Source organism: Streptomyces sp. NPDC006923 (assembly GCF_040635655.1).
Lineage (GTDB): Bacteria > Actinomycetota > Actinomycetes > Streptomycetales > Streptomycetaceae > Streptomyces.
In genome coordinates this window covers 411,077-433,902 of record NZ_JBEYIF010000007.1, presented here as the reverse complement: position 1 = coordinate 433,902, position 22,826 = coordinate 411,077, and the positions used below count along the sequence as shown (strand labels likewise).

Sequence of the window (22,826 nt, the reverse complement as noted above, 5' to 3'; positions counted from 1 at the left end):
GCAACATCCTGCTGGTCGTCGGCGCCGGCGGAGTCTTCGGCGCGATCCTCAAGGGCAGCGCGCACACGCGTTGTGTGCGCCCCGGCCCGTTTCCGTGTCCCGGTTCAGCGTGTCCCGGTCAGTCGCCGGCCGGGGTCCGTTCGCCGCCCAGCTCGACCGCGGCGCAGCGCCAGCGCAGATCGGCGCCCTGCTCCAGGCGGAAGGCCATGGCGCGTACCTGGTCGCCCGCGGCGATGCTGGCGGATGCCTCGACGGCCCCGGGACGTGGCTGGAACGCGCGGCAGGTGCGGACGACGGGCCGGACGCCCCGGGTCGTCCTGAGCGGGGTGCCCGGTGCGAGCCGGACGAGCTGCTCGTACGCCTCGCCGATGGTCTGGCCGAGCATCCAGTGCACCGGGCGGTCGCCGCTGAGGACGGCGAGCAGGCGCTCCGCGAAGAGTTCGTGCGGCGGGATGTAGGGCCGCCGCGGCGGCCGGGCGGCGCCAGGCCGGCGCTGGTCGCGCCGGCCCGGGGGCCGTGGCGCTGACGTCCGGGGACCGGCGACGACGCGGGCCGCCGAGCGGTCCGCGGCGCCGGTGTCGGACGTGGTGCGGCCGGACGCCGTGATTCCGGACGACGGTGTTCCGGCCGTGATGGTTCCGGCCGTGAAGGTTCCGGCCGTGGTGGTCATCTCTGTGGTGTTCACGCAGATCGCCCCCGTTCTGCCCGCCCGGTTCGGATACCGGGCGGTAACTTTTGTCTGGGGTTCTTCTACGGGGCTCCGGGGGAGCGCCGCAAGCGGGTCCACCGGCGGGGTGAGAGCCCGCCGAATCACCTATCCGAGTGGTCCAGGGGCCGTGTCCGGCCCGGTGGCGGGGCGGTGCGCGGTGTTCGGTGGACGCCCGGGGGCCGTGTGAGGGTCACTCCGAAGAGGGACTGCCGCACGTATCCTTGGGCCCTCTTCCCCCTACGAAAGCGGCCGGCACATGCGCGTCTACGTCCCCCTGACCCTTTCCGGTCTCGCCGAGGCGCACAAGGCGGGCGAGCTGGGGCCGGGCCCGCTGACCGCGTACGCGGTGACCCCCGGGCTGCGCGAGTGGTACGTCTCCGACGACATCGAGGAACTGGAGTACGCGGCCCTCAGCCGGGCCGCGGCGGCCTCGCTCCGGCTGCTCGCGGCGGATCCGGGCGCGGCCCGCCGCCGGGTGGTCGTGGCGGTCGACGTGCCCGACCGGGAAGCGGTGTCGGACCCGGACCGGGGGCTGGACGCGGGCGCGCTGGGCGAGGTGCGGATCGCCTCGGCGGTCGCGCTGGCGAAGGCGGCGGCGGTGCACGTCGATTCGGACGACGCCGACGCGGACGTCTCGGCCGCCGCGGCGGCGCTCGGGGCGGCGGACCACGGCGACGACGACGCGCAGTTCACGGTGGACGGCGCCGAGGACCACGAACTGCTCTGGTACGGCGTCCAGGAGATCCCGCACCTCGTCGGCCTGGGCTGAGGGCGGGCCGAGGGCGCGCTGAGAACGCGCTGAGGACGCGCTGAGCAGCCGGGGAGCGCCGCTGTCGGACCCGGCCGGTACCGTGTTTTCTCATGGGGAAGCAGAACATGCATCTGGTCTGGGACTGGAACGGCACCATCCTCGACGACATCGAGGCCGTCATCGGGGCGACGAACGCGGCCTTCGCCGAGATCGGCCTTGAGCCGGTCACGCTGGAGCGGTACCGCGAGCTGTACTGCGTGCCGGTCCCGGTCTTCTACGAGCGGCTGATGGGCCGCCTGCCGAGCGAGACGGAGTGGGCCGTCATGGACGAGTCCTTCCACCGGCACTACACGGAGCGGCGTGTGGCGTGCGGGCTGACGGAGGGCGTGAAGGAGCTGCTGGCGCAGTGGCAGCTCGCGGGCCGCAGCCAGTCGCTGCTGAGCATGTACGGGCACGAGGAGCTGGTGCCGGTCGTGCGCGGGTACGGAATCGAGAGCCACTTCATCCGGGTCGACGGGCGCACGGGGCCGTCCGGCGGCAGCAAGGCGCTGCACATGGAGCGCCATCTGACCGCGCTGGCCTCGGTCGGCGCGATATCGGCCGAGCACACGGTGGTGATCGGGGACGCGGTGGACGACGCGGTGGCGGCGGCCCATGTCGGGGCGCGCGCCGTGCTGTACACCGGTGGCTCGCACAGCCGGGCCAGTCTGGAGACGGTGGGCGTCCCGGTGGTGGACACCCTCGCGGAGGCGGTCCGGCTGGCGCAGAGCCTGACGCCCTGACCGGCGCGGCGGGCCGGCGCCGGCCCGCTCGCTCAGATCACCGGCGCCTTCGCCCGCAGCACCGTCAGGAAGGCGCGCATCCAGGCCGGGTGGTCCGGCCAGGCGCGCGAGGACACGAGGGTGCCGTCCACCACGACCTCCGCGTCGTGGAAGGTGGCGCCCGCCGACTGCATGTCGAGCTCCAGGGCCGGATAGGCGGTGACCCGGCGTCCGGCGAGCTCGCCGATCGCGGCCGTGAGCAAAGGGCCGTGACAGATCTGGGCGACCGGTTTGTCCCCGTCGAAGAAGGACTTGATGATTTTGCGGAGTTCCGGGTCGCCCCGCAGATACTCGGGAGCGCGTCCACCGGGGATGACCACCGCGACATACTGGTTCGGGTCGACCTCGGAGAAGGCCAGATCGGCGGGGCACGTATAACCGGGCTTCTCGGTGTATGTGTCGAAGCCGGGCTCGAAGTCATGGACCACGAACCGGAGTTTCTTGCGGGTGGGGGCGGCGATGTCGACCTCGTACCCCTCCTCGCGCAGGCGCTGGTAGGGGTAAAGGACTTCGAGGGATTCGGCGGCGTCGCCGGTGACGATCAGGACCTTGGCTGCCATGACTGCTCCCGGGAAAGAAAGACGTATCGATCTGTCCACTTGTCGACCAGTGTCGTCCCGGTCGGCGTGCCCCGGCGAGACCGCCTCAGCCATGAGTGTCGAAAACGGCTCTCTGTCGCTGTCCAGAGTGTCAAACTTGGCCCCCCGCTTTTGTACACATACGGCTCATGACGGCTCCCCGGTGGAGGGCGATAGCCTTGGGCGGTGATCAGCGCGATATGCCGTGGGGGCAGCGAAGCCCCCGGCCTGCGCCCGGAGCGCCACAGCGCCCGGGCGCCCGATGATCCTCATTGTCCGGTCGGAACGTCAAAATTGGCCGATAACGCCCCGGACATCTCTCATCGCGGCATAACGTCGATCCCGACCGGAAACCTCGCGTCGTGGCGTTGTACCGCTTCCTTCACCTACGTCACGCAACGGCGCGCGACAGGAGCCAGAGGACATGCAGACCAAGCTGGACGAAGCCAAGGCCGAGCTGCTCGAACAGGCGGCCCGGGTCGCTGAGAACAGCCCGGCGGGAGGAACCGGGGGGCTCGGGGCCAGTCCCCGCAAGGACGAGGCCTCGGCCGGGACCGGACGCGAGGAGCGTCCGGACCGGGACACTCTTCTGGCGTACCTCCAGCGCTACTACCTCCACACGGCTGCCGAGGACCTGGCCGACCGCGATCCGGTCGATGTCGTCGGCGCGTCGCTCTCGCACTACCGGCTGGCCGCGACCCGTCCCCAGGGGACGGCCAACGTACGCGTCCACACCCCGACCGTGGAGGAGAACGGCTGGACGTCCAGCCACTCCGTGGTCGAGGTCGTCACCGACGACATGCCGTTCCTGGTCGACTCCGTCACCAATGAGCTGTCCCGCCAGGGCCGCGGCATCCACGCGGTGATCCATCCGCAGGTCGTCGTGCGGCGGGATCTCACCGGCAAGCTGATCGAGGTGCTCCCCGAAGCGGCCGCCGGCGTGCCGGACCGCCCGCACGACGCGCTCACCGAGTCCTGGATCCATGTCGAGATCGACCGCGAGACCGACCGCGAGGATCTCCAGCAGATCACCTCCGACCTGCGGCGTGTCCTGTCCGACGTCCGCGAGACGGTGGAGGACTGGGACAAGATGCGCGACCGCGCGCTGCGCATCGCCGAGGAACTGCCCAGCGAGCCGACCGCCGACGACCTGACCACCCAGGAGCGCGAAGAGGCGCGTGAGCTGCTGCGCTGGCTGGCCGCCGACCACTTCACGTTTCTCGGCTACCGCGAGTATCAGCTCACGGACAGCGACTCGCTGTGCGCCGTGCCCGGCACCGGTCTGGGCGTCCTGCGCTCCGACCCGAAGCACAGCGAGGACGACGACCATCCGGTCAGTCCCTCCTTCAGCCGGCTGACCGCCGACGCCCGCGCCAAGGCCCGTGAGCACAAGCTGCTCGTCCTCACCAAGGCCAACAGCCGCTCCACCGTCCACCGGCCCAGCTATCTCGACTACGTCGGTGTGAAGAAGTTCGACGACAAGGGCAATGTCGTCGGCGAGCGGCGCTTCCTGGGGCTCTTCTCCTCCGCCGCCTACACCGAGTCCGTACGCCGGGTCCCGGTGATCCGCCGCAAGGTCGCCGAGGTCCTGAACGGCGCGGGTTTCTCGCCCAACAGCCACGACGGCCGGGATCTGCTGCAGATCCTGGAGACCTATCCGCGTGACGAGCTGTTCCAGACGCCCGTCGACCAGCTCCGCTCGATCGCCACCAGCGTGCTGTACCTCCAGGAGCGCCGGCGGCTGCGGCTCTACCTCCGCCAGGACGAGTACGGCCGCTACTACTCCGCGCTCGTCTATCTGCCGCGCGACCGCTACACCACCGGTGTCCGGCTACGGCTGATCGACATCCTCAGGGAAGAACTCGGCGGGTTGAGCGTCGACTTCACCGCCTGGAACACAGAATCGATTCTCTCCCGCATCCACTTCGTCGTGCGGGTCCCCTCCGGTACCGAGCTGGCCGAGCTCACCGACGAGGACGTGGACCGGATCGAGGGCCGGCTCGTCGAGGCCGCCCGCTCCTGGGCCGACGCGTTCGGTGAGGCGCTGAACGCCGAGTGCGGCGAGGAGCGTGCCGCCGGACTGCTGCGCCACTACGGCAACGCCTTCCCCGAGGGCTACAAGGCCGACCACAGCCCGCGCGCGGCCGTCGCGGACCTGGTCCATCTGGAGGCGCTCAGCACCGCGGGGAAGGATTTCTCGCTCTCCCTGTACGAGCCGGTCGGCGCGGGCCCCGGTGAGCGGCGCTTCAAGATCTACCGCTCCGGCGAGCAGGTCTCCCTCTCCGCCGTGCTCCCCGTGCTCCAGCGGCTCGGTGTCGAGGTCGTCGACGAGCGCCCGTACGAACTGCGCTGCGCCGACCGCACGCACGCCTGGATCTACGACTTCGGTCTGCGCATGCCGCTCGCCGGCACGGACGGCGACTACCTCGCCGACGACGCCAGAGAGCGCTTCCAGGACGCCTTCGCCGCCGTCTGGACCGGCGCCGCGGAGAACGACGGCTTCAACTCCCTTGTCCTGCGGGCCGGTCTGAACTGGCGGCAGGCGATGGTGCTGCGCGCGTACGCCAAGTACCTGCGCCAGTCGGGTTCGACCTTCAGCCAGGACTATATGGAGGCCACCCTCCGTACAAATGTCCATACGACCCGGCTGCTGGTCTCCCTCTTCGAGGCCCGGATGTCACCGGAGCGCCAGAGCGCCGGCACCGAGCTGACGGACGGTCTGCTGGAGGAGCTGGACGGCGCCCTCGACCAGGTCGCGAGCCTCGACGAGGACCGGATCCTCCGGTCCTTCCTCACCCTCATCAAGGCCACCCTCCGGACGAACTTCTTCCAGAGCGCCGGGGTGGCCAACGGCCCGACGGCCGGCATCAGGCCGCACAGCTATGTGTCGATGAAGTTCGACCCGCAGGCCATCCCGGACCTGCCCGCGCCCCGGCCGGCCTACGAGATCTGGGTCTACTCGCCCCGCGTCGAGGGGGTGCACCTGCGCTTCGGCAAGGTCGCACGCGGCGGGCTGCGCTGGTCCGACCGGCGTGAGGACTTCCGTACGGAGATCCTCGGCCTGGTCAAGGCGCAAATGGTGAAGAACACCGTGATCGTGCCGGTCGGCGCCAAGGGCGGGTTCGTCGCCAAGCAGCTCCCCGACCCGGCCGCGGACCGGGACGCCTGGCTCGCCGAGGGCATCGCCTCGTACAAGATCTTCATCTCGGCGCTGCTCGACATCACGGACAACCTGGTGGGCGGCGAGGTCGTCCCGCCCGCCGACGTGGTGCGCCACGACGAGGACGACACCTATCTGGTCGTCGCCGCCGACAAGGGCACCGCGAGCTTCTCCGACATCGCCAACGAGGTCGCGGTCGCCTACAACTTCTGGCTGGGCGACGCCTTCGCCTCCGGCGGCAGCGCGGGCTACGACCACAAGGGCATGGGCATCACGGCCCGGGGCGCGTGGGAGTCCGTCAAGCGGCACTTCCGCGAACTGGGCCACGACACCCAGGCCGAGGACTTCACGGTCGTCGGTGTCGGCGACATGTCCGGTGACGTCTTCGGCAACGGCATGCTGCTCTCCGAGCACATCCGGCTGGTCGCGGCCTTCGACCACCGGCACATCTTCCTCGACCCGCACCCGGACGCGGCCACCTCGTACGCCGAGCGCCGCCGCCTGTTCGAACTGCCGCGCTCCTCCTGGGCCGACTACGACAAGCGGCTGCTGTCGGCGGGCGGCGGGATCCATCCTCGTACCGCCAAGTCCATCCCGGTCAACACGCATGTCCGCGAGGCCCTCGGGATCGCGCCCGGTGTCACCAAGCTGACGCCCGCCGAACTGATGAAGGCGATCCTCGCCGCCCCGGTGGACCTGCTGTGGAACGGCGGTATCGGCACCTACGTCAAGGCGTCCACCGAGTCGAACGGGGACGTCGGCGACAAGGCCAACGACGCGATCCGCGTCAATGGCGAGGACCTGCGGGCCAAGGTCGTCGGCGAGGGCGGAAACCTGGGTCTGACCCAGCTCGGCCGGATCGAGTTCGCCCGGCGCGGCGCCGGCGGCGAGGGCGGCAAGGTCAACACCGACGCCATCGACAACAGCGCGGGCGTGGACACCTCCGACCACGAGGTGAACATCAAGGTCCTGCTCAACAGCCTGGTCTCGAACGGCGACATGACCGTCAAGCAGCGCAACAAGCTGCTCGCCGCGATGACCGACGAGGTCGGCGCGCTGGTGCTGCGCAACAACTACGCGCAGAACACCGCGCTCGCCAACGCCGGGGCGCAGTCGCCCTCACTGCTCCACGCCCACCAGCGGTTCATGCGCCGTCTGGTGCGGGACGGGGATCTCGACCGGGCGCTGGAGTTCCTGCCGACCGACCGGCAGATCCGCGAACTGCTCAGCGCCGGCAAGGGCCTCTCCCAGCCCGAGGTCGCGGTGCTGCTCGCCTACACCAAGATCACGGTGGCGGACGAGCTGATCCACACCGCTCTGCCGGACGACCCGTATCTGCGCAAGCTGCTGCACGCGTACTTCCCCGAAGCGCTGCGGGAGCAGTTCGCGGAGCAGATCGAGGCGCATGCGCTGCGCCGCGAGATCATTACGACGGTGCTGGTCAACGACACCGTGAACACCGGTGGTTCGACCTTCCTGCACCGGCTGCGGGAGGAGACCGGTGCCTCGGTCGAGGAGATCGTGCGGGCGCAGACCGCGGCCCGTGAGATCTTCGGCCTCAGCGCTGTCTGGGACGCCGTCGAGGCGCTGGACAACAAGGTCGACGCGGCCGTCCAGACCCGGATCCGGCTGCACTCGCGCCGGCTGGTCGAGCGCGGTACCCGCTGGCTGCTGGGCAACAGGCCGCAGCCGCTGGAGATCGCCGGGACCATCGAGTTCTTCGCGGCCGGTGTGGAGCGGGTCTGGGCGCAGCTTCCCACCATGCTGCGCGGCTCCGAGCTGTCCTGGTACCGGCGGATCCTGGACGAGCTGACGGAGGCGGGCGTCCCGGAGGAACTCGCCCTGCGTGTCGCCGGCTTCTCGTCCGCCTTCCCGACGCTGGACATCGTGGCGACCGCGGACCGTACGGGCCAGGACCCGCTGTCCGTCGCCGAGGTGTACTACGACCTCGGCGACCGGCTGCGGATCACCCAGCTCATGGACCGGATCCTGGAGCTGCCGCGGGCCGACCGCTGGCAGTCCATGGCCCGCGCCTCCATCCGCGAGGATCTGTACGCGGCGCACGCCGGCCTGACCGCGGACGTCCTGGCCGTCGGCAACGGCAGCTCGACGCCCGAGGAGCGCTTTGAGGCGTGGGAGCAGAAGAACGGCGCGATTCTCAGCCGGTCGCGCTCCACGCTGGAGGAGATCCAGGGGTCGGACTCCTTCGACCTGGCGAATCTGTCGGTCGCGATGCGGACCATGCGGACGCTGCTGCGTACGCACAGCTGACGGCGGTTTGAAGGGGCGCCCGGCTCACCGCCGGGCGCCCCTTCGCGTGCTGACCATCTGTTCCGGGCCGCTGTTCCGGGCCGCTCGGCGGGCGCCCTACTTCTTCTTGTGGGTGAACGCGTCGTAGGCCGCGACGACCTCCGCCGCCGGACCGTCCATCCGCAGCGTCCCCGACTCCAGCCAGAGCGCGCGGTCGCAGGTCTCCGTGATGGTCTTGTTGCTGTGGCTGACGAGGAAGACCGTGCCGGCCTCCTCGCGCAGCTCCGCGATGCGTTCCCGGCTGCGGCGCTGGAACGTCGCGTCGCCGGTGGAGAGCGCCTCGTCGATCAGCAGCACGTCATGGCTCTTGGCGGCGGCGATCGAGAACCTCAGCCGGGCGCCCATGCCCGAGGAGTACGTCCGCATCGGCAGCGAGATGAAGTCGCCCTTCTCGTTGATCCCGGAGAATTCCACGATGTCGTCGTACCTGGCGCGGACCTGCTCGCGCGACATGCCCATCGCGAGTCCGCCGAGGATGACATTGCGCTCGCCGGTCAGATCGCTCATCAGCGCGGCGTTGACCCCGAGGAGCGAGGGCTGTCCCCGGGTGAAGATCTTGCCCCGGCTGGGAGGCAGCAGCCCCGCGACGGCCTTGAGCAGCGTCGACTTGCCCGAACCGTTGGAGCCGATGAGCCCGATCGCCTCGCCCTTGTACGCGGCGAAGCTGACGCCCCGCACGGCGTGCACCTCGCGTACTCCGGGCGCCGCGCGCCGCGAGACGATCCTGCTCAGCGCGGAGGTGGCGCTGCCTCTGCCGCCGCGTGTGCCGTGGACCGTGTAGGTGATGTGGACACCGTCGGCGACGACGGTGGGGGTCGGCTCAGCCACGTCCGTACTCCTCCTCGGCCTTCCAGAAGAACAGGAATCCGCCGGCTCCGACGAGCACCGCCCAGCCGAGCGCGACCGCCCAGACATGCGGCGGGAGCCGGTCGGCGGTGAAACTGTCGATGAGCGCGAAACGCATCAGGTCGATGTAGACGGCCGCCGGGTTGTACTCCAGGGCCACTGCCACGACATGCGGCAGCCGGTCGCCGGAGACCACCTTGTCGACGCTCCACATCACGCCGGACACATACATCCAGGTACGCAGGATGAACGGGGTGAGCTGCGCGATGTCCGGCGTCTTGGCGGCCAGCCTCGCCACGGCCATCGACAGCCCGGTGCTGAACAGCGCCTGGAGCGCCAGGGCCGGTACCGCCAGCAGCCAGCTCACGCCGGGGTACTGGCCGAAGGCGACCAGGATCACGGCCAGCGCGCCCATGGAGAAGAGCAGTTGCTGGAGCTGCTGGAGGGCGAGCGCGATCGGCAGCGCGGCGCGCGGGAAGTGCAGGGCGCGTACGAGACCGATGTTGCCGGAGATCGCGCGGGTGCCCGCGGTGACCGAGCTGGAGGTGAAGGTCCAGATGAAGACGCCCGTCACCAGGAACGGGACGAAGTCGGGGACGCCGTCCTTGGTGCGCAGCAGGACGCCGAAGATGAAGTAGTACACCGTCGCGTTGAGCAGCGGGGTCATGATCTGCCAGATCTGGCCGAGCTTCGCCTGGCTGTACTGGGCGGTCAGCCGGGCGGTCGCGAAGGCGGTGATGAAGTGCCGTCGTGACCAGAGCCGGCGGACGTATTCGAGCAGCCCCGGGCGGGCTCCGCTCACGGTCAGCCCGTGCCGGGCGGCGAGCGCGCCCAGGTCGGTCTCCCCGTCCGGGCCCGGCGTACCGGGGGAGGGTGCGGGCGGCGCCGGCCGAGCGGCCGGGGTGATGGTCTGGCTCACGGAGGTGTCCCCTTCGGAGGGTGCGCTGGGACAGCACCGACGATGGAACGGGTCCGTATCGTCGCAACGACGAGAGTAGGACGCTTCCACGTCGCAACGCAACCGTTTCGTTGTGACGCCGCCGTGACGCTATGCTGACTGCCCATGACCACGGACCCGCGCACCTCACGCCGCGTTCCCGCGGGAGCCGCAGTGCTCCGGGAGGACGTGACCGACGCCATTCGCGCCGCCGTCTTCGAGGAGCTGGCCGCGGTCGGCTTCGCGCGGATGTCCATCGAGGGCATCGCGCGCCGGGCCGGGGTCGGCAAGACCGCCGTCTACCGGCGCTGGAAGTCCAAGCTGGCGCTCGTCCTCGACCTGCTCTCCGCCTTCGCCGAGCAGGGCCTGCCCGCTCCCGCGACCGGCTCGCTGTACGGCGATGTCCGCGCCCTGCTCGAAGTGGCCTCGCACGCCCTGCGCCACCCGGTGGCCTCGCAGGTCATCCCGGATCTGCTGGTGGAGTCGGCCCGCAATCCGGAGATCTCCGAAGCGATCAAGGCGGCCCTGCTGGACGGACAGCGGGGCATCGCGGCGGTGATCGTCCGCGAGGCGGTCGGGCGGGGCGAGCTGCCCGAGGGCACGGACCCCGACCGGGCCCTGGATCTGATCATCGGACCGCTCTACTGGCGGCTGGTTGTCGTGCGCGGCTCCCTGCCCCAGGGCTATCTGGACGAGCTGGCCGCCTCGGCGGTCGCCGCGTTGGGTCGCTGACCGTCCGGCCACGGCCGTCGCGGCGGCCAGGCGCCGGCGGCGCTCAGGGCGCCGGCGGCGCCGGGCTGCGTTCCTCCTGCGGGAGCGGCAGCGGCACACCGCCCTCCTCGCCGAGGAACACATGGCGTACGACGCGCTCCGCCGCCCGCCCGTCGTCGTACGGACAGAAGCGCGCCCGGAACGCGGCCCGCAGCCGGGTGGAGCGCGCACCGCGCCAGTGGCCCAGCGCGAAGGTGTCGATCAGTTCCTCCTGGGTGTGCGTGACCGGGCCCGGCGGACAGTCCCGCAGATCGAGGTAGGCGCCCCGGGCCGCCTCGTCCGCCTCCTGATCGTCGCAGTGGACGACGATCGGCCGGTCCAGATTGGCGTAGTCGAACATCAGCGACGAGAAGTCCGTGATCAGGCCGTCCGAGGCCAGACAGAGCGTCTCGGTGGAGGGATGGCCGGACACGTCGAGGACGCGCGGATGGGGCGGGTACGGCGCGTGCGTCCCGTGGGCGTGGCGGGCCCGGCTCAGCAGGACGAAGCGGGGGCCCAGTGACTGGACCACCCGCTCCAGGTCGAGTGGCTGGTGCGGCGAGTGGCGGTAGTCACGGTTCGCCGGGGCGTACAGGACGGCGGTGAAGCCCTCCGGGATGCCCAGCGAGCGCCGCAGCCGCGCCACGTCGCCGGCCGTGGCCCGCTGGTAGATGTCATTGCGCGGATGGCCGTACTCCAGGGTCGTACCGGCCGAGGGGTACGCCTTCTCCTGGACGAGGGTGGAGTGGCGGTTGGCCGACAGGGAGTAGTCCCACCGGTCGGCGTCGGCGAGCAGCAGGCCGGCGTCCGTACCGCCCGCCGCCGAGGCGCGGTCGGGCAGTTCGGCGTCCGGCGACCGGAGCGGCGTCCCGTAGTGCGTCTGGAGCAGGATCTGCTTGCGCCGCTTGACCAGCCGCCGGTCGAAGTCGGCGTTGCTGACGAGGTACTTGGCGCGGGCGATCGCCGTCCAGTAGGCGAAGGTGCCCGGACGCAGCCGCCGGGTGCCGATCGGGACGCTGTGCTGATGGGCGGCGTGGCTGACCCAGGCGGTGCGCAGCCGCGGAGCGAGCTCGCGCGCCTTCCGCTCGATGGCGGCCGGGTCGCCGCTGTAGCCGCGGTGCCCGAAGACCGCGAAGACCGCGTGGTCGGCGCGGACCGGAAGGCGCCGCTGGACGGCGTAGTGGACCCGGAGCACCCCGGAGCGCACGGCCCGCAGCAGCGCGGCGGCGACCCGGCCGGAGCGCCGGCGCAGCAGCCGGGACGTCCGCAGGACGTGGTGCGTACGGTGCGCGCCGAGCCGCAGCAGCCGGTGCCTGCGCGGGCTCCCGGGCCGGCCGGCGGCGCCCGGCGCGCGGTAGCGGCGGTGGTGCGCGCGGGCCCGGCGGAAGAACTCGGCGCGGCTGGAGCGCGACACCGGGCCGTCCGTAGCGACAAGGGCCGCGAGGTGGTCGAGCATGCGCCGGTGCAGCACCGGGCGCCAGCGGTCCAGCGCGGGCCGCTCGTCGACGAAGGCGAAGACCCGGTCGTACTGGTCGAAGAGATCCATGTGCCCGCGGTCGGTGGGCGAGAGACCGGGCCGCCGCTGCTGGTGGTGCGTACAGACCCGGTCCAGGGTGGTGATGGACTCGGCGGTCATCAGCACCGGATAGGTCCAGGCGGTGTCCGTGTGCTGCCCGGACGGGAAGGTGAGGCCCTGACGCTCGACGAACTCCCGGCGGTACGCCTTGTTCGAGGCCGTGATCAGGTACGTCAGCAGGTTCGGCCGGTCGGTGAGCCGGAAGGAGGCGGGTCCCTCCTCGGAGAGAGGTGCGGCGAAGGTGTTCCGCACGGTCTCACCCGACCAGTACGTACGGTCGAAGTCGTAGACCAGCACATCCGGGCCGCCCGTCTCCTTGAGCCGGTCCGCGAGGGCCTGGAGCGCGCCCGGCACAAAGGTGCCGTCGCCGTCGAGGAAGACCACATAGTCGCCGGTGGCACGGGCGAGTCCGGCGTTGCGGGCCGGGCCGAGCCCGGAGTTCTCGCCGAGATGGACGGCGGTGACCCGCTGCTCGTGGCCGGCGAATTCGTCGGCGACGGCGCCGCAGCCGTCGGGCGAACAGTCGTCCACCACGATGAGTTCGAGATCGTCGTAGGTCTGGGTCAGTACCGACCGCAGGCAGTCCGTCAGATACGCCTGGACGTTGTACGCGGTGACGATGACGCTGAACCGGGGCATGCCCCGGGAACGGCCGGTGGAGTGACCTGGTTACGCCGGACGTGGCGTACGGGGGATCCGCGGCGCTTTTGCGGGGGCCGCGCCGGGCCGGCCCGCGCGGGACGGGGGGACCGGCCGCGCCGCGACCGGTCCCCCCGCCGCCGGACTACTTGACCGCGCCCGCCATCACACCCGTGACGAACTGGCGCTGGAAGGCGAAGAACACCGCCAGCGGGATCACCATCGACACGAACGCGCCCGGCGCCAGCACATCGATGTTGTTGCCGAACTGCCGTACCTGCTGCTGGAGCGCCACGGTGATCGGCGGGCTCTCGGAGTCCGCGAAGATCAGCGCGACCAGCATGTCGTTCCAGACCCAGAGGAACTGGAAGATGCCGAGCGAGGCGATCGCGGGACCGCCGAGCGGCATCACGACCCGCGTGAACAGCCGGATCTCGCCGGCCCCGTCGAGCCTGGCCGCCTCCAGCAGCTCCCTCGGGATCTCCGCGAAGAAGTTCCGCAACAGGAAGATCGCGAACGGCAGACCGAACGCGACATGGAAGATGACCACGCCGAAGGTCGTCTCGAAGATGCCGACGGCGCCGAACAGCTTCGACACGGGGACCAGCGCGACCTGCACCGGGACCACCAGCAGCCCCACGACCACCAGGAACCACCAGTCGCGGCCGGGGAAGTCCATCCAGGCGAAGGCATATCCGGCCAGCGAGCCGATCACCACGACCAGGACCGTCGCGGGGACGGTGATCAGCACGGTGGAGAGCAGCGAGGTGGTGATGGTGTCGTTGTCGAGGAGGTGGGCGTAGTTCTCGGTGGTGAGCTGGGCGGGCGCGGTGAAGACCTGCCACCAGCCGCTCGCGTTGATGTCCTGGGAGGAGCGCAGCGAGGAGAGCAGCAGCCCGATCGTCGGCATCAGCCAGAACAGGCCGACCAGGATCAGGAAGCCCCGCGCCGCGCCGCCGCCCGCGCCGGCCGCGATCCGGCCCGCGAGGGACTGTTTCGCCCTGACCGCACCGTCGTTCGTGGTCATCGGCGGGTCTCCCTTCGCATGCGGCGGACGTTGAAGAGCATCACCGGGATCACCAGCAGAAGCAGCAGGACGGCGATGGCGCTGCCGACACCGAGGTCCGCGTCGGTGCCGAACGACGAGCGGTAGAGCTGGAGCGCCAGCACATTCGCGTCGTCCTGCGAGGAACCGGGCGCGATGATGAAGACCAGGTCGAAGATCTTCAGCACATTGATCATCAGCGTGACCATCACGACCGCGAGGACGGGGGCCAGCAGTGGCACCGTGATCCGGCGGAACACCTGCCACTCGTTGGCGCCGTCCACCCGGGCGGCCTCCATCAGCTCCCGCGGCACACTCGCCAGACCGGCCGCGATCAGCACCATCGCGAACCCGGCCCACATCCACAGATAGCTGCCGATGATGGCCGACGTGACCAGCGAGGGGCCGAGCCAGTCGACACCGTTGTACGGCTCTCTGAAGTTGGCCGCGCCCAGCCTGAGCTGGGCGCCGTCGGCCGCCCCCGGCAGGCTGAACGTACCGTCGGCGCCCGCCGTCGCGGTGGCGACGACCTTGCCGCCCCTGACCGCCTCCACCGTGAGGCCCTTGAGGCCGAGCTCCCTGGCGTCGATGACATTGGGCCGGCCGCCGCCGCCCCGGGTGAAGTCCAGCCAGGCCGTGCCGGTGACCCGGCCGTCCTCGGTCTGCGGGGCCCTGGCCGGCCGCGCGTCCGAGGGCATCTTGGCGGGCGCGACACCCACCAGCGGCAACTGGACCTCCGTGCCCGCGCGCACCGGCTCCTTGGTGACGAAGGCGCCGCCGCCCGCGGCCCTGAGCGGATGCACCGGCAGCGGGTGCGCGTTGGGGAAGCCGGCCGACTCGTTGAACGTGTCGTGCACACCCACCCAGACCGCGTTGGCGACACCGCGCTCCGGATCCTGTTCGTACACCAGCCGGAAGATGATGCCCGAGGCGAGCATCGAGATCGCCATCGGCATAAAGACGATCAGCTTGAACGCCGTGCCCCAGCGCACCCGTTCGGTGAGCACCGCGAAGATCAGGCCGAGCGCCGTGGCGACGGTGGGCGCCACCACCACCCAGATCGCGTTGTTCTCGACCGCGGTGAGGATGGTGTCGTCGGTGAATATCTCCACGTAGTTGTCGAACCCGGCGAAGCCGTCGCCGGACCTGTCGAAGAAGGACCGGTAGACCGAGAACCCGATCGGGTAGACCACGAGCGCGCCCAGCAGCACCAGCGCGGGCAGCAGAAAGCCGGCCGCGACGAGTTTACGTGTGCCTGTCACGCTCTTGCGCTTGTCCCTGACGGGAGGCACCGGCGCGGTGCCTCCCGTGGCCGCCGACGTCATCGCGTCAGCTCTGGTACGCCTTGGCCGCGGCCGACTCCAGCTTCTGCTGGGCCCCCGCGACGTCCTTCGGGTTCTTCAGGAAGTCCTGGAGCGCCTTCCACTCGCCCTGGCCGGGCGTGCCGCCGAACGACTGCGGCATCTGGTCCGACATGTCGAAGCGGAAGTCGTCGCCCGCGGCGATCAGCGCCTCGGCGATGTCCCGCTGGACGTCGTTCGGATAGGCGGCGAGGTCGAGGGACTTGTTCGGCGAGACGAAGCCGCCCGCCTCCGCCCAGATCTTCGCCGCGTCGGCGGACGCCAGGAAGGTCAGCAGCGCCTGCGCGCCCGGGGTGTCCTTCAGCGCCACGGCGGCGTCACCGCCCGTCACCACCGGCGAGTCGCTGCCGACCGCGGGGAACGGGAAGACCTTGGCGTCCGTACCGATCTCGGCGTCGGTCTGCGCGATATTGACGCCGACGAAGTCGCCTTCGAAGACCATCGCGCCCGCGGGCTGGTCACCACCGGTGAAGGTCTGGGTGACGGACGCCGGGAACTCCGTCTGGAGCGCGCCGTCCGCGCCGCCGGAGATCAGCGACGGCTTGCCGAAGAGCTGGCCGAGGGTGGTCAGCGCGTCCCGCACCGAGCCGTCGGTCCACTTGATCTTGTGCTGGGCGAGCTGGTCGTACTTCTCGGGGCCCGCCTGGGAGAGGTAGATGTTCTCGAACCAGTCGGTGAGGGTCCAGCCGTCCGCGCCGCCGACCGAGACCGGGGGGACGCCCGAGGCGGAGATCGTCTCGGCCGTCGTCAGGAATTCCTTCCAGGTCTTCGGGACGGTGGCGCCGGCGTTCTCGAAAGCGGCGTTGTTGTACCAGACCAGCGACTTGTTGGCGGCCTTGAAATACACGCCGTACTGCGTGCCGTCCACCGCTCCGAGGTCCTGCCAGCCCTTGCTGTAGTTCTTCGCGAGCTGGGCCTTGGCCTCGGCTCCGGCGGGCTTGGCCCACTTCTTCGCCACGGCCTGCTGGATCGCGCCGACCTGCGGCAGCATCGCCACATCGGGCGGGCTGCCACCGGCGATCTTCGTCCCGAGGAAGTTGACGATCGGGTCCTGCGCGGGGACGAAGGTGACCGTCGCTCCGGTGCGCTTCTCGAACTCCGTGAGGACCTTGGTGAAGTTCTCCTGCTCGGGACCGGTCCAGACGGCCGCGACCTCGATCTTCTCGCCGTTCAGCCCGGGCAGTTGGACACTGGCCGCGGGCTCCTCGCTCGCCGGGGCGTCCGAGCCCTTGCCGTCGTCCGTGTCACCGCCGCAGCCGGTGAGTGCCACGGCACCCGCGGCGACGATCGCCACGGCCGCCCGGCGCGTGCCCAGCACCGTCCGGCGGATGTCAAGAGCCCCATGGTTGGTGCGAGTTGTGCGAGTTGTGCGCATCACTGCCCCGTCTCTCCCGTGTGCGTACGGATCTACGCATGCGGAACGGCGTCGCCGCCGTGACGTGGCGGCGTCGCTGTCGTCCCGTGCGCACAGTCCTACGCCGCGTGACCAAAGGCCGCAATACCGCGCCAGGTGTCAACTCGCGGATCGTGATGGGCTCGTGACGTGGCGCGACGGACGTGCGGGACCTTCAGGGGTGAGCCGGAGTCAGCGGTGCGACCGGTACGGCGTCGACCGAACGCGCGGCCCGCTCCAGCGCGCTGGCGAGCAGCGCCAGGTCCGTCGGGCCGTTGCCGAGCTCCCGGACCGGACGGCGGGCGGGCGGATCGCCCATCCGCTCCCACTCCAGCGGCACCACCGTGGGCCGCAGGGTCGCCGTACGGGGGATACGGCCCGTCACCCGGCCGCCCTGGAACGGCGTGACCCGGCCGTCCGGATGGCCCAGCCGCCCCCGGCCGGGGGCCGGATCGTCCGGGGCCGGAGCGAGGGGCGGCGCGTCCAGCACCACCCGCAGCCGCGCGGCCTGCGCCAGCTCCGTGTCGACCGTGCGGTCGGGACGGGCCGAGGTCGCCACGAGATGCACACCCAGGCGCTCGCCCTCCCGGGCCACCGCCTCCAGCGCCCGTACGACGGAACCTGCCGCGGGCCGCCCCGGGCTGCCGAGTGCGGGCGCCACCAGGGCGTCGAAGTCGTCCACGAGCACAACGAGACGGGGCAGCGCCGCGGCCCCGGTACGGGCCGCGGTGGTACGCAGCCGGAGCGCCCCGCCGGCGGGCGTCTCCGCCTCGCCGAACTGCCCGGCCCGCCGGCCGCCCGGCTGGTCGCCGCCGAGCCCCTCGCCGCGCGACTGGTCGTTGCGGAGCTGTTCGGCGCGCGACTCGCCGCGCCGGCCCGCCCGTTGCTCCGCGGCGCTCGCCGTGCGCTGGCCGATCATCCGCTCCGACACCTCCTGCCGGCTGTGCCACTCGGTGAAGTCCAGCCGCCCCAGGAACTCCGCCCGCCGCTTCAGCTCCGCGCCCAGCGCCTGCGCGAACTCCCGCATCCTGACCGGGTCCGAGGCGATCAAATGCTCGGTGACATGCGGCAGCTCCGTACACGCGGACAGCCCCTCCCCGCGCTCGCCGCCTGCGCCGTCCACCAGCAGCAGTCCCAGCGTGTCGGGCGGGACCGCGGCGGCCAGCGAGGCCGCGACGGACCGGAGCAGCTCCGTACGGCCGCTGCCCGCGGGGCCCTCGATCAGCAGATGCGGCCCCTCTTCCGTCAGATCGACGCTCATCGGGCCACGCGGCCCGGCGCCGAGGACCGCCGTGCAGTGTCCGGTGCGCTCGGCCGCGGACGCCCAACGGGCCATCAGGGACGCCGGAGTGGCGCGGGCCAGCCCCAACTCGTCCAGCAGCCTGGACGATTGCGGCAACGCGGTCACCGGCCGCCCCGGACTGCTCCCGGCCGCCGTGCGCAGCGGCGCCAGCGCCCGCCCGAAACGCTCCGCCCAGGCGGCCGAGACCGCGTCCACGACGGCGACCGTGCCATGCCCGGACGGCTGTCCCACCGCCGTCCGCAGCAGCCGCAGCGCGGTGGCGACATCGCCGCTCAGCAGCGCGACCGCGCCGCACTCGCGGAACGGCAGCGACGCCGCGCACGCCGCCTCGTACGTCGCCGCGACCGGGGACAGCGCGGAGGCGGCCGGGGTCTCGGCGAGACAGAGCAGATGGATACCGGCGGCGCCGCCGGCGGCGGCCAGCCGCGCGGTCGTCTCACGCAGCGCGGCCGTACCGGGGTCGCCGTCGACGATCACCACGGTGTACGGCCCCGGGTGGTGCGCGGCGGCCTCCGCGATCAGCCCGGCCCCGGCCGAGGCCCAGCCGGGGCCCAGCGGCCCGTCGTCCAGCCGGCGGGTCAGCTCGGCGGTCCTGGCGGCGGCCTGCTCCCGGTCGTAGGCCAGCAGCAGCCGGCAGTCCTGGCCATGGGCCGGCCGCACCTGGGGCAGCCAGCCGAGCCAGCCCCAGTCCTGCCTGCGCTGCTCCAGGCTTCTCTTCCGGTCCGAGCTGATCAGCACGATCTCCAGATCGGCGGGCGAGTGCAGCGCGGCGAGCTGGGCGACGACCGACCGCGCCAGGCCGGTCAGCCGCTCCCTGGGACCGGCCAGCCCCAGCGAACCCGCCTCCCGCAGCGCGACGGTGACCGGCGCGCACGGCAGCGGTCCCGCCTCGTCGGAGGCGGGCCGGTCCGCCGTGCCCAGCCGGACGACGAGCGTCTCCGCGTGGTGAGTGTCGCGCTCCCACAGCCGGGGGCCGGGACCGAGCGCGGTCAGCAGCACCTCGGCCGGATCGGGCCAGGTCTCCGGGTGGGAGGCGCGCCCCGTCCCGACGAGTCCCCGGGCGCCGGCGGCGGCCTCCGGGAGGTCCTCGCCACGGCCTCCGGCGAGGCGCCGCGCCCAGGCTCCTATGCCGCGGCGCCGGGCCGCCGCGTCCAGCGGCTCGCCCTCGCGGGCGGCCGTCTCCTGCCGGTACGGGCCGGCGGGCCCGCCATGGTGCCGGGCGCCGTCGTCGCCCGGTCCGGCCGTGTGCGGCTGGGCCCCGTCCGCCGGGCCGGGCGCGGTGGCCCTGCTGTGCGACCCGTCGCCCGGGTCCGGGGAACCCGGCGCGGACGCGCGGAAGCCGTAGTGCGTGTCGGCGGCGCGCGGATCCGGCACCCGCGGCGGACTGCCCGGGGTGCTGCTGCCGTACTGGAGCCCCGGCGTCCGGGGGCCGTAGGCGGAGGCCGTCCGGCTCTCCGCGTCCCCGGCGGTGCGGGCGCCGGAGGCCGAACCGCCGTGCGTCGGAGCGGGCTCGCGCGCGAACCGCGGTCCCGCGGGGCCGTGTCCCCGGCCGCCCGCGCCCGTCCCGGGATCCGCCGCCTCCCGGTGCTGGGCGCCGGTCTCGGCCGGATACGGGAGCGGCGCCGCGCCGGGCCGGCCGATCCGCAGATGGCCCTCGCCGTCCGGGGCCGTCGGCAGCGCCGGGGCCGGGTCGCCCACGGTGAGCCGGAGCGCGGACTCGCCGAGCCGCAGCAGCGCGCCGGGGAGCAGCGGGACCGGCCGGTCGCCCACCGGGACGCCCTCCAGCACCGTGCCGTTCGTCGAGCCGAGGTCCACGACCGAGATCCGGCCGTCCTCGGCCATCGTCACCGCGCAGTGGAGGCGCGAGACGTCCGGGTCGTCCAGGGGCACATCCGCGTCGGCCGAGCGGCCGATCCTGATCTGTCCGCCGTGCAGCAGATGGACACCGCCCGCGTCGGGACCCGCGACGACCTGGAGCCGCGCCGGGGCGTCCTCGGCCGGAGCGTCGTCCTCGCCCGGGACCTGGAGGGAGAGCACCGCTCCGTCGATCAGCGGCGGCTCGCCCAGGTGGCAGCGCTGCGCGTCGAGCCGCTCCCGGCCGGCGTACAGGACGACCGAGCCCGAGGAGTCGGTGCCGGACACGGCGGTGGCGAGGCCCGACGCGACGGCGGCCAGCGCCGTCCCGGGCGGAGCGGTGACGAGCACGTCGCACACGCGCCCGGCGGCATGGCCGCTGCGCGGCGCGAGGACGGTCAGCCGGATCTGCATCGCCGTCAGCGGTCCCTTCATGCGCGGGGTGCCCGGCAGGGGAACTGCCCTGTGACTCCCCCCACCACACACGGACGCGTCGTCCGGTACAGGTCGGCACGGGCGGTGCGGTTCCCCACTCCACACCTCGCGTGCTGGGGGCATCCTCGCACCTGCCACGGACAACACGCCCGGGGGCCAGGGAGAAGTGATCTTGAATGGTCGGCTGTGGGCCCAAAAATGCCCGATTGGGTACTACTTCCAGGTGACTTGGGGCCGTCGGCGCGGTCGCCGGAGCCGCCGTCGGACAACCGCGGGCGGCATGCGGACGTCCTTCTTCCGAATCACTTTTCCCGGAACCGCGCCGCGGTGCGGGGGGAGGACGACCGCCCGGCGATCCGTTCGGCCGGTCCGCGGCCGGTCTACAGTTGGTCGGAAACCCGGCGGGCCGGGACATCACCCGGCGGGCCCGGGACCTTCAGGAGACGACGACCAGCAGGGAGCGCATGACGTGCGGCCGGTAGGCAGCAAATACCTGCTCGAGGAGCCGATCGGACGCGGCGCCACGGGCACCGTCTGGCGAGCCCGCCAGCGCGAGACCGCGGGAGCCGAGGCGGCCGTGCCCGGCCAGCCCGGCGAGACCGTCGCGATCAAGGTCCTCAAGGAGGAGTTGGCGAACGACGCGGACGTGGTGATGCGTTTCCTGCGGGAGCGCTCCGTCCTGCTCCGCCTCACGCACCCCAATATCGTCCGCACCCGCGACCTGGTCGTCGAGGGTGATCTCCTGGCGCTCGTCATGGATCTCGTCGACGGTCCCGACCTGCACCGCTATCTGCGCGAGAACGGTCCGTTCAGTCCGGTCGCGGCGGCCCTGCTGACGGCCCAGATCGCGGACGCGCTCGCCGCCAGCCACGCCGACGGCGTCGTGCACCGGGACCTCAAGCCCGCCAACGTCCTGCTGAGGAACGACGGCGAGCGGCTGCACCCGATGCTCACGGACTTCGGCATAGCGCGCCTGGCCGACTCTCCCGGCCTGACCCGTACGCATGAATTCGTCGGCACCCCCGCCTATGTCGCGCCGGAGTCCGCCGACGGCCGTCCGCAGACCTCCGCCGTGGACATCTACGGCGCGGGCATCCTGCTGTACGAGCTGGTCACGGGACGCCCGCCGTTCGCCGGCGCGACGGCCCTGGAGGTGCTCCACCGCCATCTCAGCGAGGAGCCCCGCCGCCCCACCACCGTGCCCGAGCCGCTGTGGACGGTCATCGAGCGCTGCCTGCGCAAGGACCCGGACCAGCGGCCCAGCGCCCAGAACCTCGCCAGCGCCCTGCGGACCGTCGCGGCCGGTGTCGGCGTGCACTCCTCGCCCGCGCAGGTCGACGCCGCGCTGGGCGTGGGCGCGCTGCTCGCGCCCGACCCGGATCCCGCGCCGGTGCCCGACACCCCGGGCGCCGCCGACCCGACCCAGGTCCTGCCGACCAACGCCGCCTCCTACGACCCCAACGCGGCCACCAGCGTCCTGCCCTCCACCGGTCCCGCCGCGTACGGCGGCCCCGGCGCGGGCGCCGCCGACCCGACCGCGGTCATGCCGCCCGTACAGCCGCGCCCCGACGGCCCGCCGGAGCCCGAGGGCCCGCACCCGTGGCAGGGCCAGTTGCAGGCCGCGCGCGACCGCAACGAGCAGACCCAGGTGCAGTACCTGGACCCGAGCCAGGACCCGCTGCGCCGCCGCCCACAGCGGCCCGGCGCTCCTCAGCAGCAGCCGCCCGCACCTCAGCGGTCCCAGCAGCGCTACGCCCCGCCGCCCCAGCAGCAACAGCAACAGCAACAGCAACAGCAACAGCAGCAATACGTACCGCCGCCCGAGCAGCGGTACGCGCCCCCGCCGCAGCAGCAGCGGTACGCGCCCCCGCGCCCGGCGCCCGAGCCGCCGGCGCCCCGTGAGCCGCGTCAGCCCAGGCAGCGCAGCGCCAACCCGATGCGCATCCCGGGCCTCGGCTGCCTCAAGGGCTGTCTGTTCACGGTCGTGCTGCTCTTTGTCGCGGGCTGGCTCGTCTGGGAGCTGACCCCGCTCCAGGACTGGATCGCCCAGGGCCAGAGCTACTGGTCCGCGATAGGCGACGCGATCTCGAAGGTCACGGACTGGATCTCACAGCTGACCGGGTCGGACTCCGGCTCGGGCTCGGGATCCGGCACCGGCTGACGGACCGGGGGAGAGATCCCCCGGACCCGCCGGCCCGCCGGGGGTGCTCGCGCGGCCGGTCCCGGCCGTGCCGCGCTCCGCCGGCCGTTCTTCCTTCGCTTTTCGTCGGTTTCGTAGGGTTCCTTGGGTTCTCGGGTTCGTCGGGTTCTCGGGTTCTCGGTTTCTCGGGTTCTCGGTTTTTTCCTCTGTTTTTTCCT

Annotated in this window: 13 protein-coding genes and 1 pseudogene; 5 read left to right on the top strand and 9 right to left on the bottom strand. The window is 72.0% G+C overall.

The window, feature by feature from the left end:
• Window positions 1–118: 118 nt before the first annotated feature.
• Window positions 119–517 (bottom strand): annotated as a pseudogene (locus ABZ707_RS17590) (Rv3235 family protein); the annotation flags it as partial.
• A gap of 448 nt (window positions 518–965) precedes the next feature.
• Between ABZ707_RS17590 and ABZ707_RS17585 the strand changes: the two are divergent.
• Together ABZ707_RS17585 and ABZ707_RS17580 are read left to right on the top strand one after the other, a co-directional pair.
• Window positions 966–1,478 carry a hypothetical protein gene (locus tag ABZ707_RS17585; protein WP_360174890.1) on the top strand — a complete coding sequence of 171 codons (513 nt, stop codon included), beginning with the start codon at window positions 966–968 and terminating at the stop codon, window positions 1,476–1,478.
• Window positions 1,479–1,570: 92 nt separating this feature from the next.
• A complete protein-coding gene (locus tag ABZ707_RS17580) occupies window positions 1,571–2,242 on the top strand; it encodes an HAD hydrolase-like protein (protein ID WP_360174887.1) in 672 nt (223 codons plus the stop codon).
• A 32-nt stretch (window positions 2,243–2,274) separates the two neighbouring features.
• On the opposite strand, the gene ABZ707_RS17575 is transcribed toward ABZ707_RS17580, so the two are convergent.
• Entirely contained in the window at window positions 2,275–2,841 is a 567-nt protein-coding gene (locus tag ABZ707_RS17575; protein WP_360174884.1) for a DJ-1/PfpI family protein, read from the bottom strand.
• 442 nt (window positions 2,842–3,283) lie between these two features.
• Between ABZ707_RS17575 and ABZ707_RS17570 the strand changes: the two genes are divergently transcribed.
• Window positions 3,284–8,290 carry an NAD-glutamate dehydrogenase gene (locus ABZ707_RS17570; RefSeq protein ID WP_360174881.1) on the top strand — a complete coding sequence of 1,669 codons (5,007 nt, stop codon included), beginning with the start codon at window positions 3,284–3,286 and terminating at the stop codon, window positions 8,288–8,290.
• Between the two features lie 96 nt (window positions 8,291–8,386).
• Here ABZ707_RS17570 and ABZ707_RS17565 read toward each other — a convergent pair whose 3' ends face one another.
• Both ABZ707_RS17565 and ABZ707_RS17560 read right to left on the bottom strand, forming a co-directional pair.
• Window positions 8,387–9,157 carry an ABC transporter ATP-binding protein gene (locus ABZ707_RS17565; RefSeq protein ID WP_360174878.1) on the bottom strand — a complete coding sequence of 257 codons (771 nt, stop codon included), beginning with the start codon at window positions 9,155–9,157 and terminating at the stop codon, window positions 8,387–8,389.
• Entirely contained in the window at window positions 9,150–10,010 is an 861-nt protein-coding gene (locus ABZ707_RS17560; protein WP_360174964.1) for an ABC transporter permease, read from the bottom strand. The genes ABZ707_RS17565 and ABZ707_RS17560 overlap by 8 nt, the downstream gene beginning before the upstream one ends.
• A gap of 228 nt (window positions 10,011–10,238) precedes the next feature.
• Here ABZ707_RS17560 and ABZ707_RS17555 point away from each other — a divergent pair, with 228 nt between their 5' ends.
• On the top strand, window positions 10,239–10,844 hold the full coding sequence (locus ABZ707_RS17555; RefSeq protein WP_360174875.1) for a TetR/AcrR family transcriptional regulator: 606 nt from the start codon (window positions 10,239–10,241) through the stop codon (window positions 10,842–10,844).
• A 43-nt stretch (window positions 10,845–10,887) separates the two neighbouring features.
• Here ABZ707_RS17555 and ABZ707_RS17550 read toward each other — a convergent pair whose 3' ends face one another.
• The 5 genes from ABZ707_RS17550 to ABZ707_RS17530 all read right to left on the bottom strand — a co-directional run bounded on the left by ABZ707_RS17550 (window position 10,888) and on the right by ABZ707_RS17530 (window position 20,447).
• The gene (locus ABZ707_RS17550) at window positions 10,888–13,077 is read right to left on the bottom strand and encodes a bifunctional glycosyltransferase family 2 protein/CDP-glycerol:glycerophosphate glycerophosphotransferase (protein ID WP_360174872.1); all 2,190 of its coding nucleotides are present in this window, start codon (window positions 13,075–13,077) and stop codon (window positions 10,888–10,890) included.
• Between the two features lie 145 nt (window positions 13,078–13,222).
• Window positions 13,223–14,104 carry a carbohydrate ABC transporter permease gene (locus ABZ707_RS17545; RefSeq protein WP_360174869.1) on the bottom strand — a complete coding sequence of 294 codons (882 nt, stop codon included), beginning with the start codon at window positions 14,102–14,104 and terminating at the stop codon, window positions 13,223–13,225.
• On the bottom strand, window positions 14,101–15,447 hold the full coding sequence (locus ABZ707_RS17540) for a sugar ABC transporter permease (protein WP_360174866.1): 1,347 nt from the start codon (window positions 15,445–15,447) through the stop codon (window positions 14,101–14,103). Before ABZ707_RS17540 ends, ABZ707_RS17545 begins: the two co-directional genes overlap by 4 nt.
• Before the next feature lie 4 nt (window positions 15,448–15,451).
• Complete coding sequence (locus ABZ707_RS17535) at window positions 15,452–16,858, bottom strand: ABC transporter substrate-binding protein (protein WP_360174863.1); 1,407 nt, start codon at window positions 16,856–16,858, stop codon at window positions 15,452–15,454.
• A gap of 193 nt (window positions 16,859–17,051) precedes the next feature.
• A complete protein-coding gene (locus ABZ707_RS17530) occupies window positions 17,052–20,447 on the bottom strand; it encodes an FtsK/SpoIIIE domain-containing protein (protein ID WP_360174961.1) in 3,396 nt (1,131 codons plus the stop codon).
• Window positions 20,448–20,937: 490 nt separating this feature from the next.
• Here ABZ707_RS17530 and ABZ707_RS17525 point away from each other — a divergent pair, with 490 nt between their 5' ends.
• A complete protein-coding gene (locus ABZ707_RS17525; protein ID WP_360174860.1) occupies window positions 20,938–22,629 on the top strand; it encodes a serine/threonine-protein kinase in 1,692 nt (563 codons plus the stop codon).
• The last annotated feature ends 197 nt before the right edge of the window (window positions 22,630–22,826 follow it).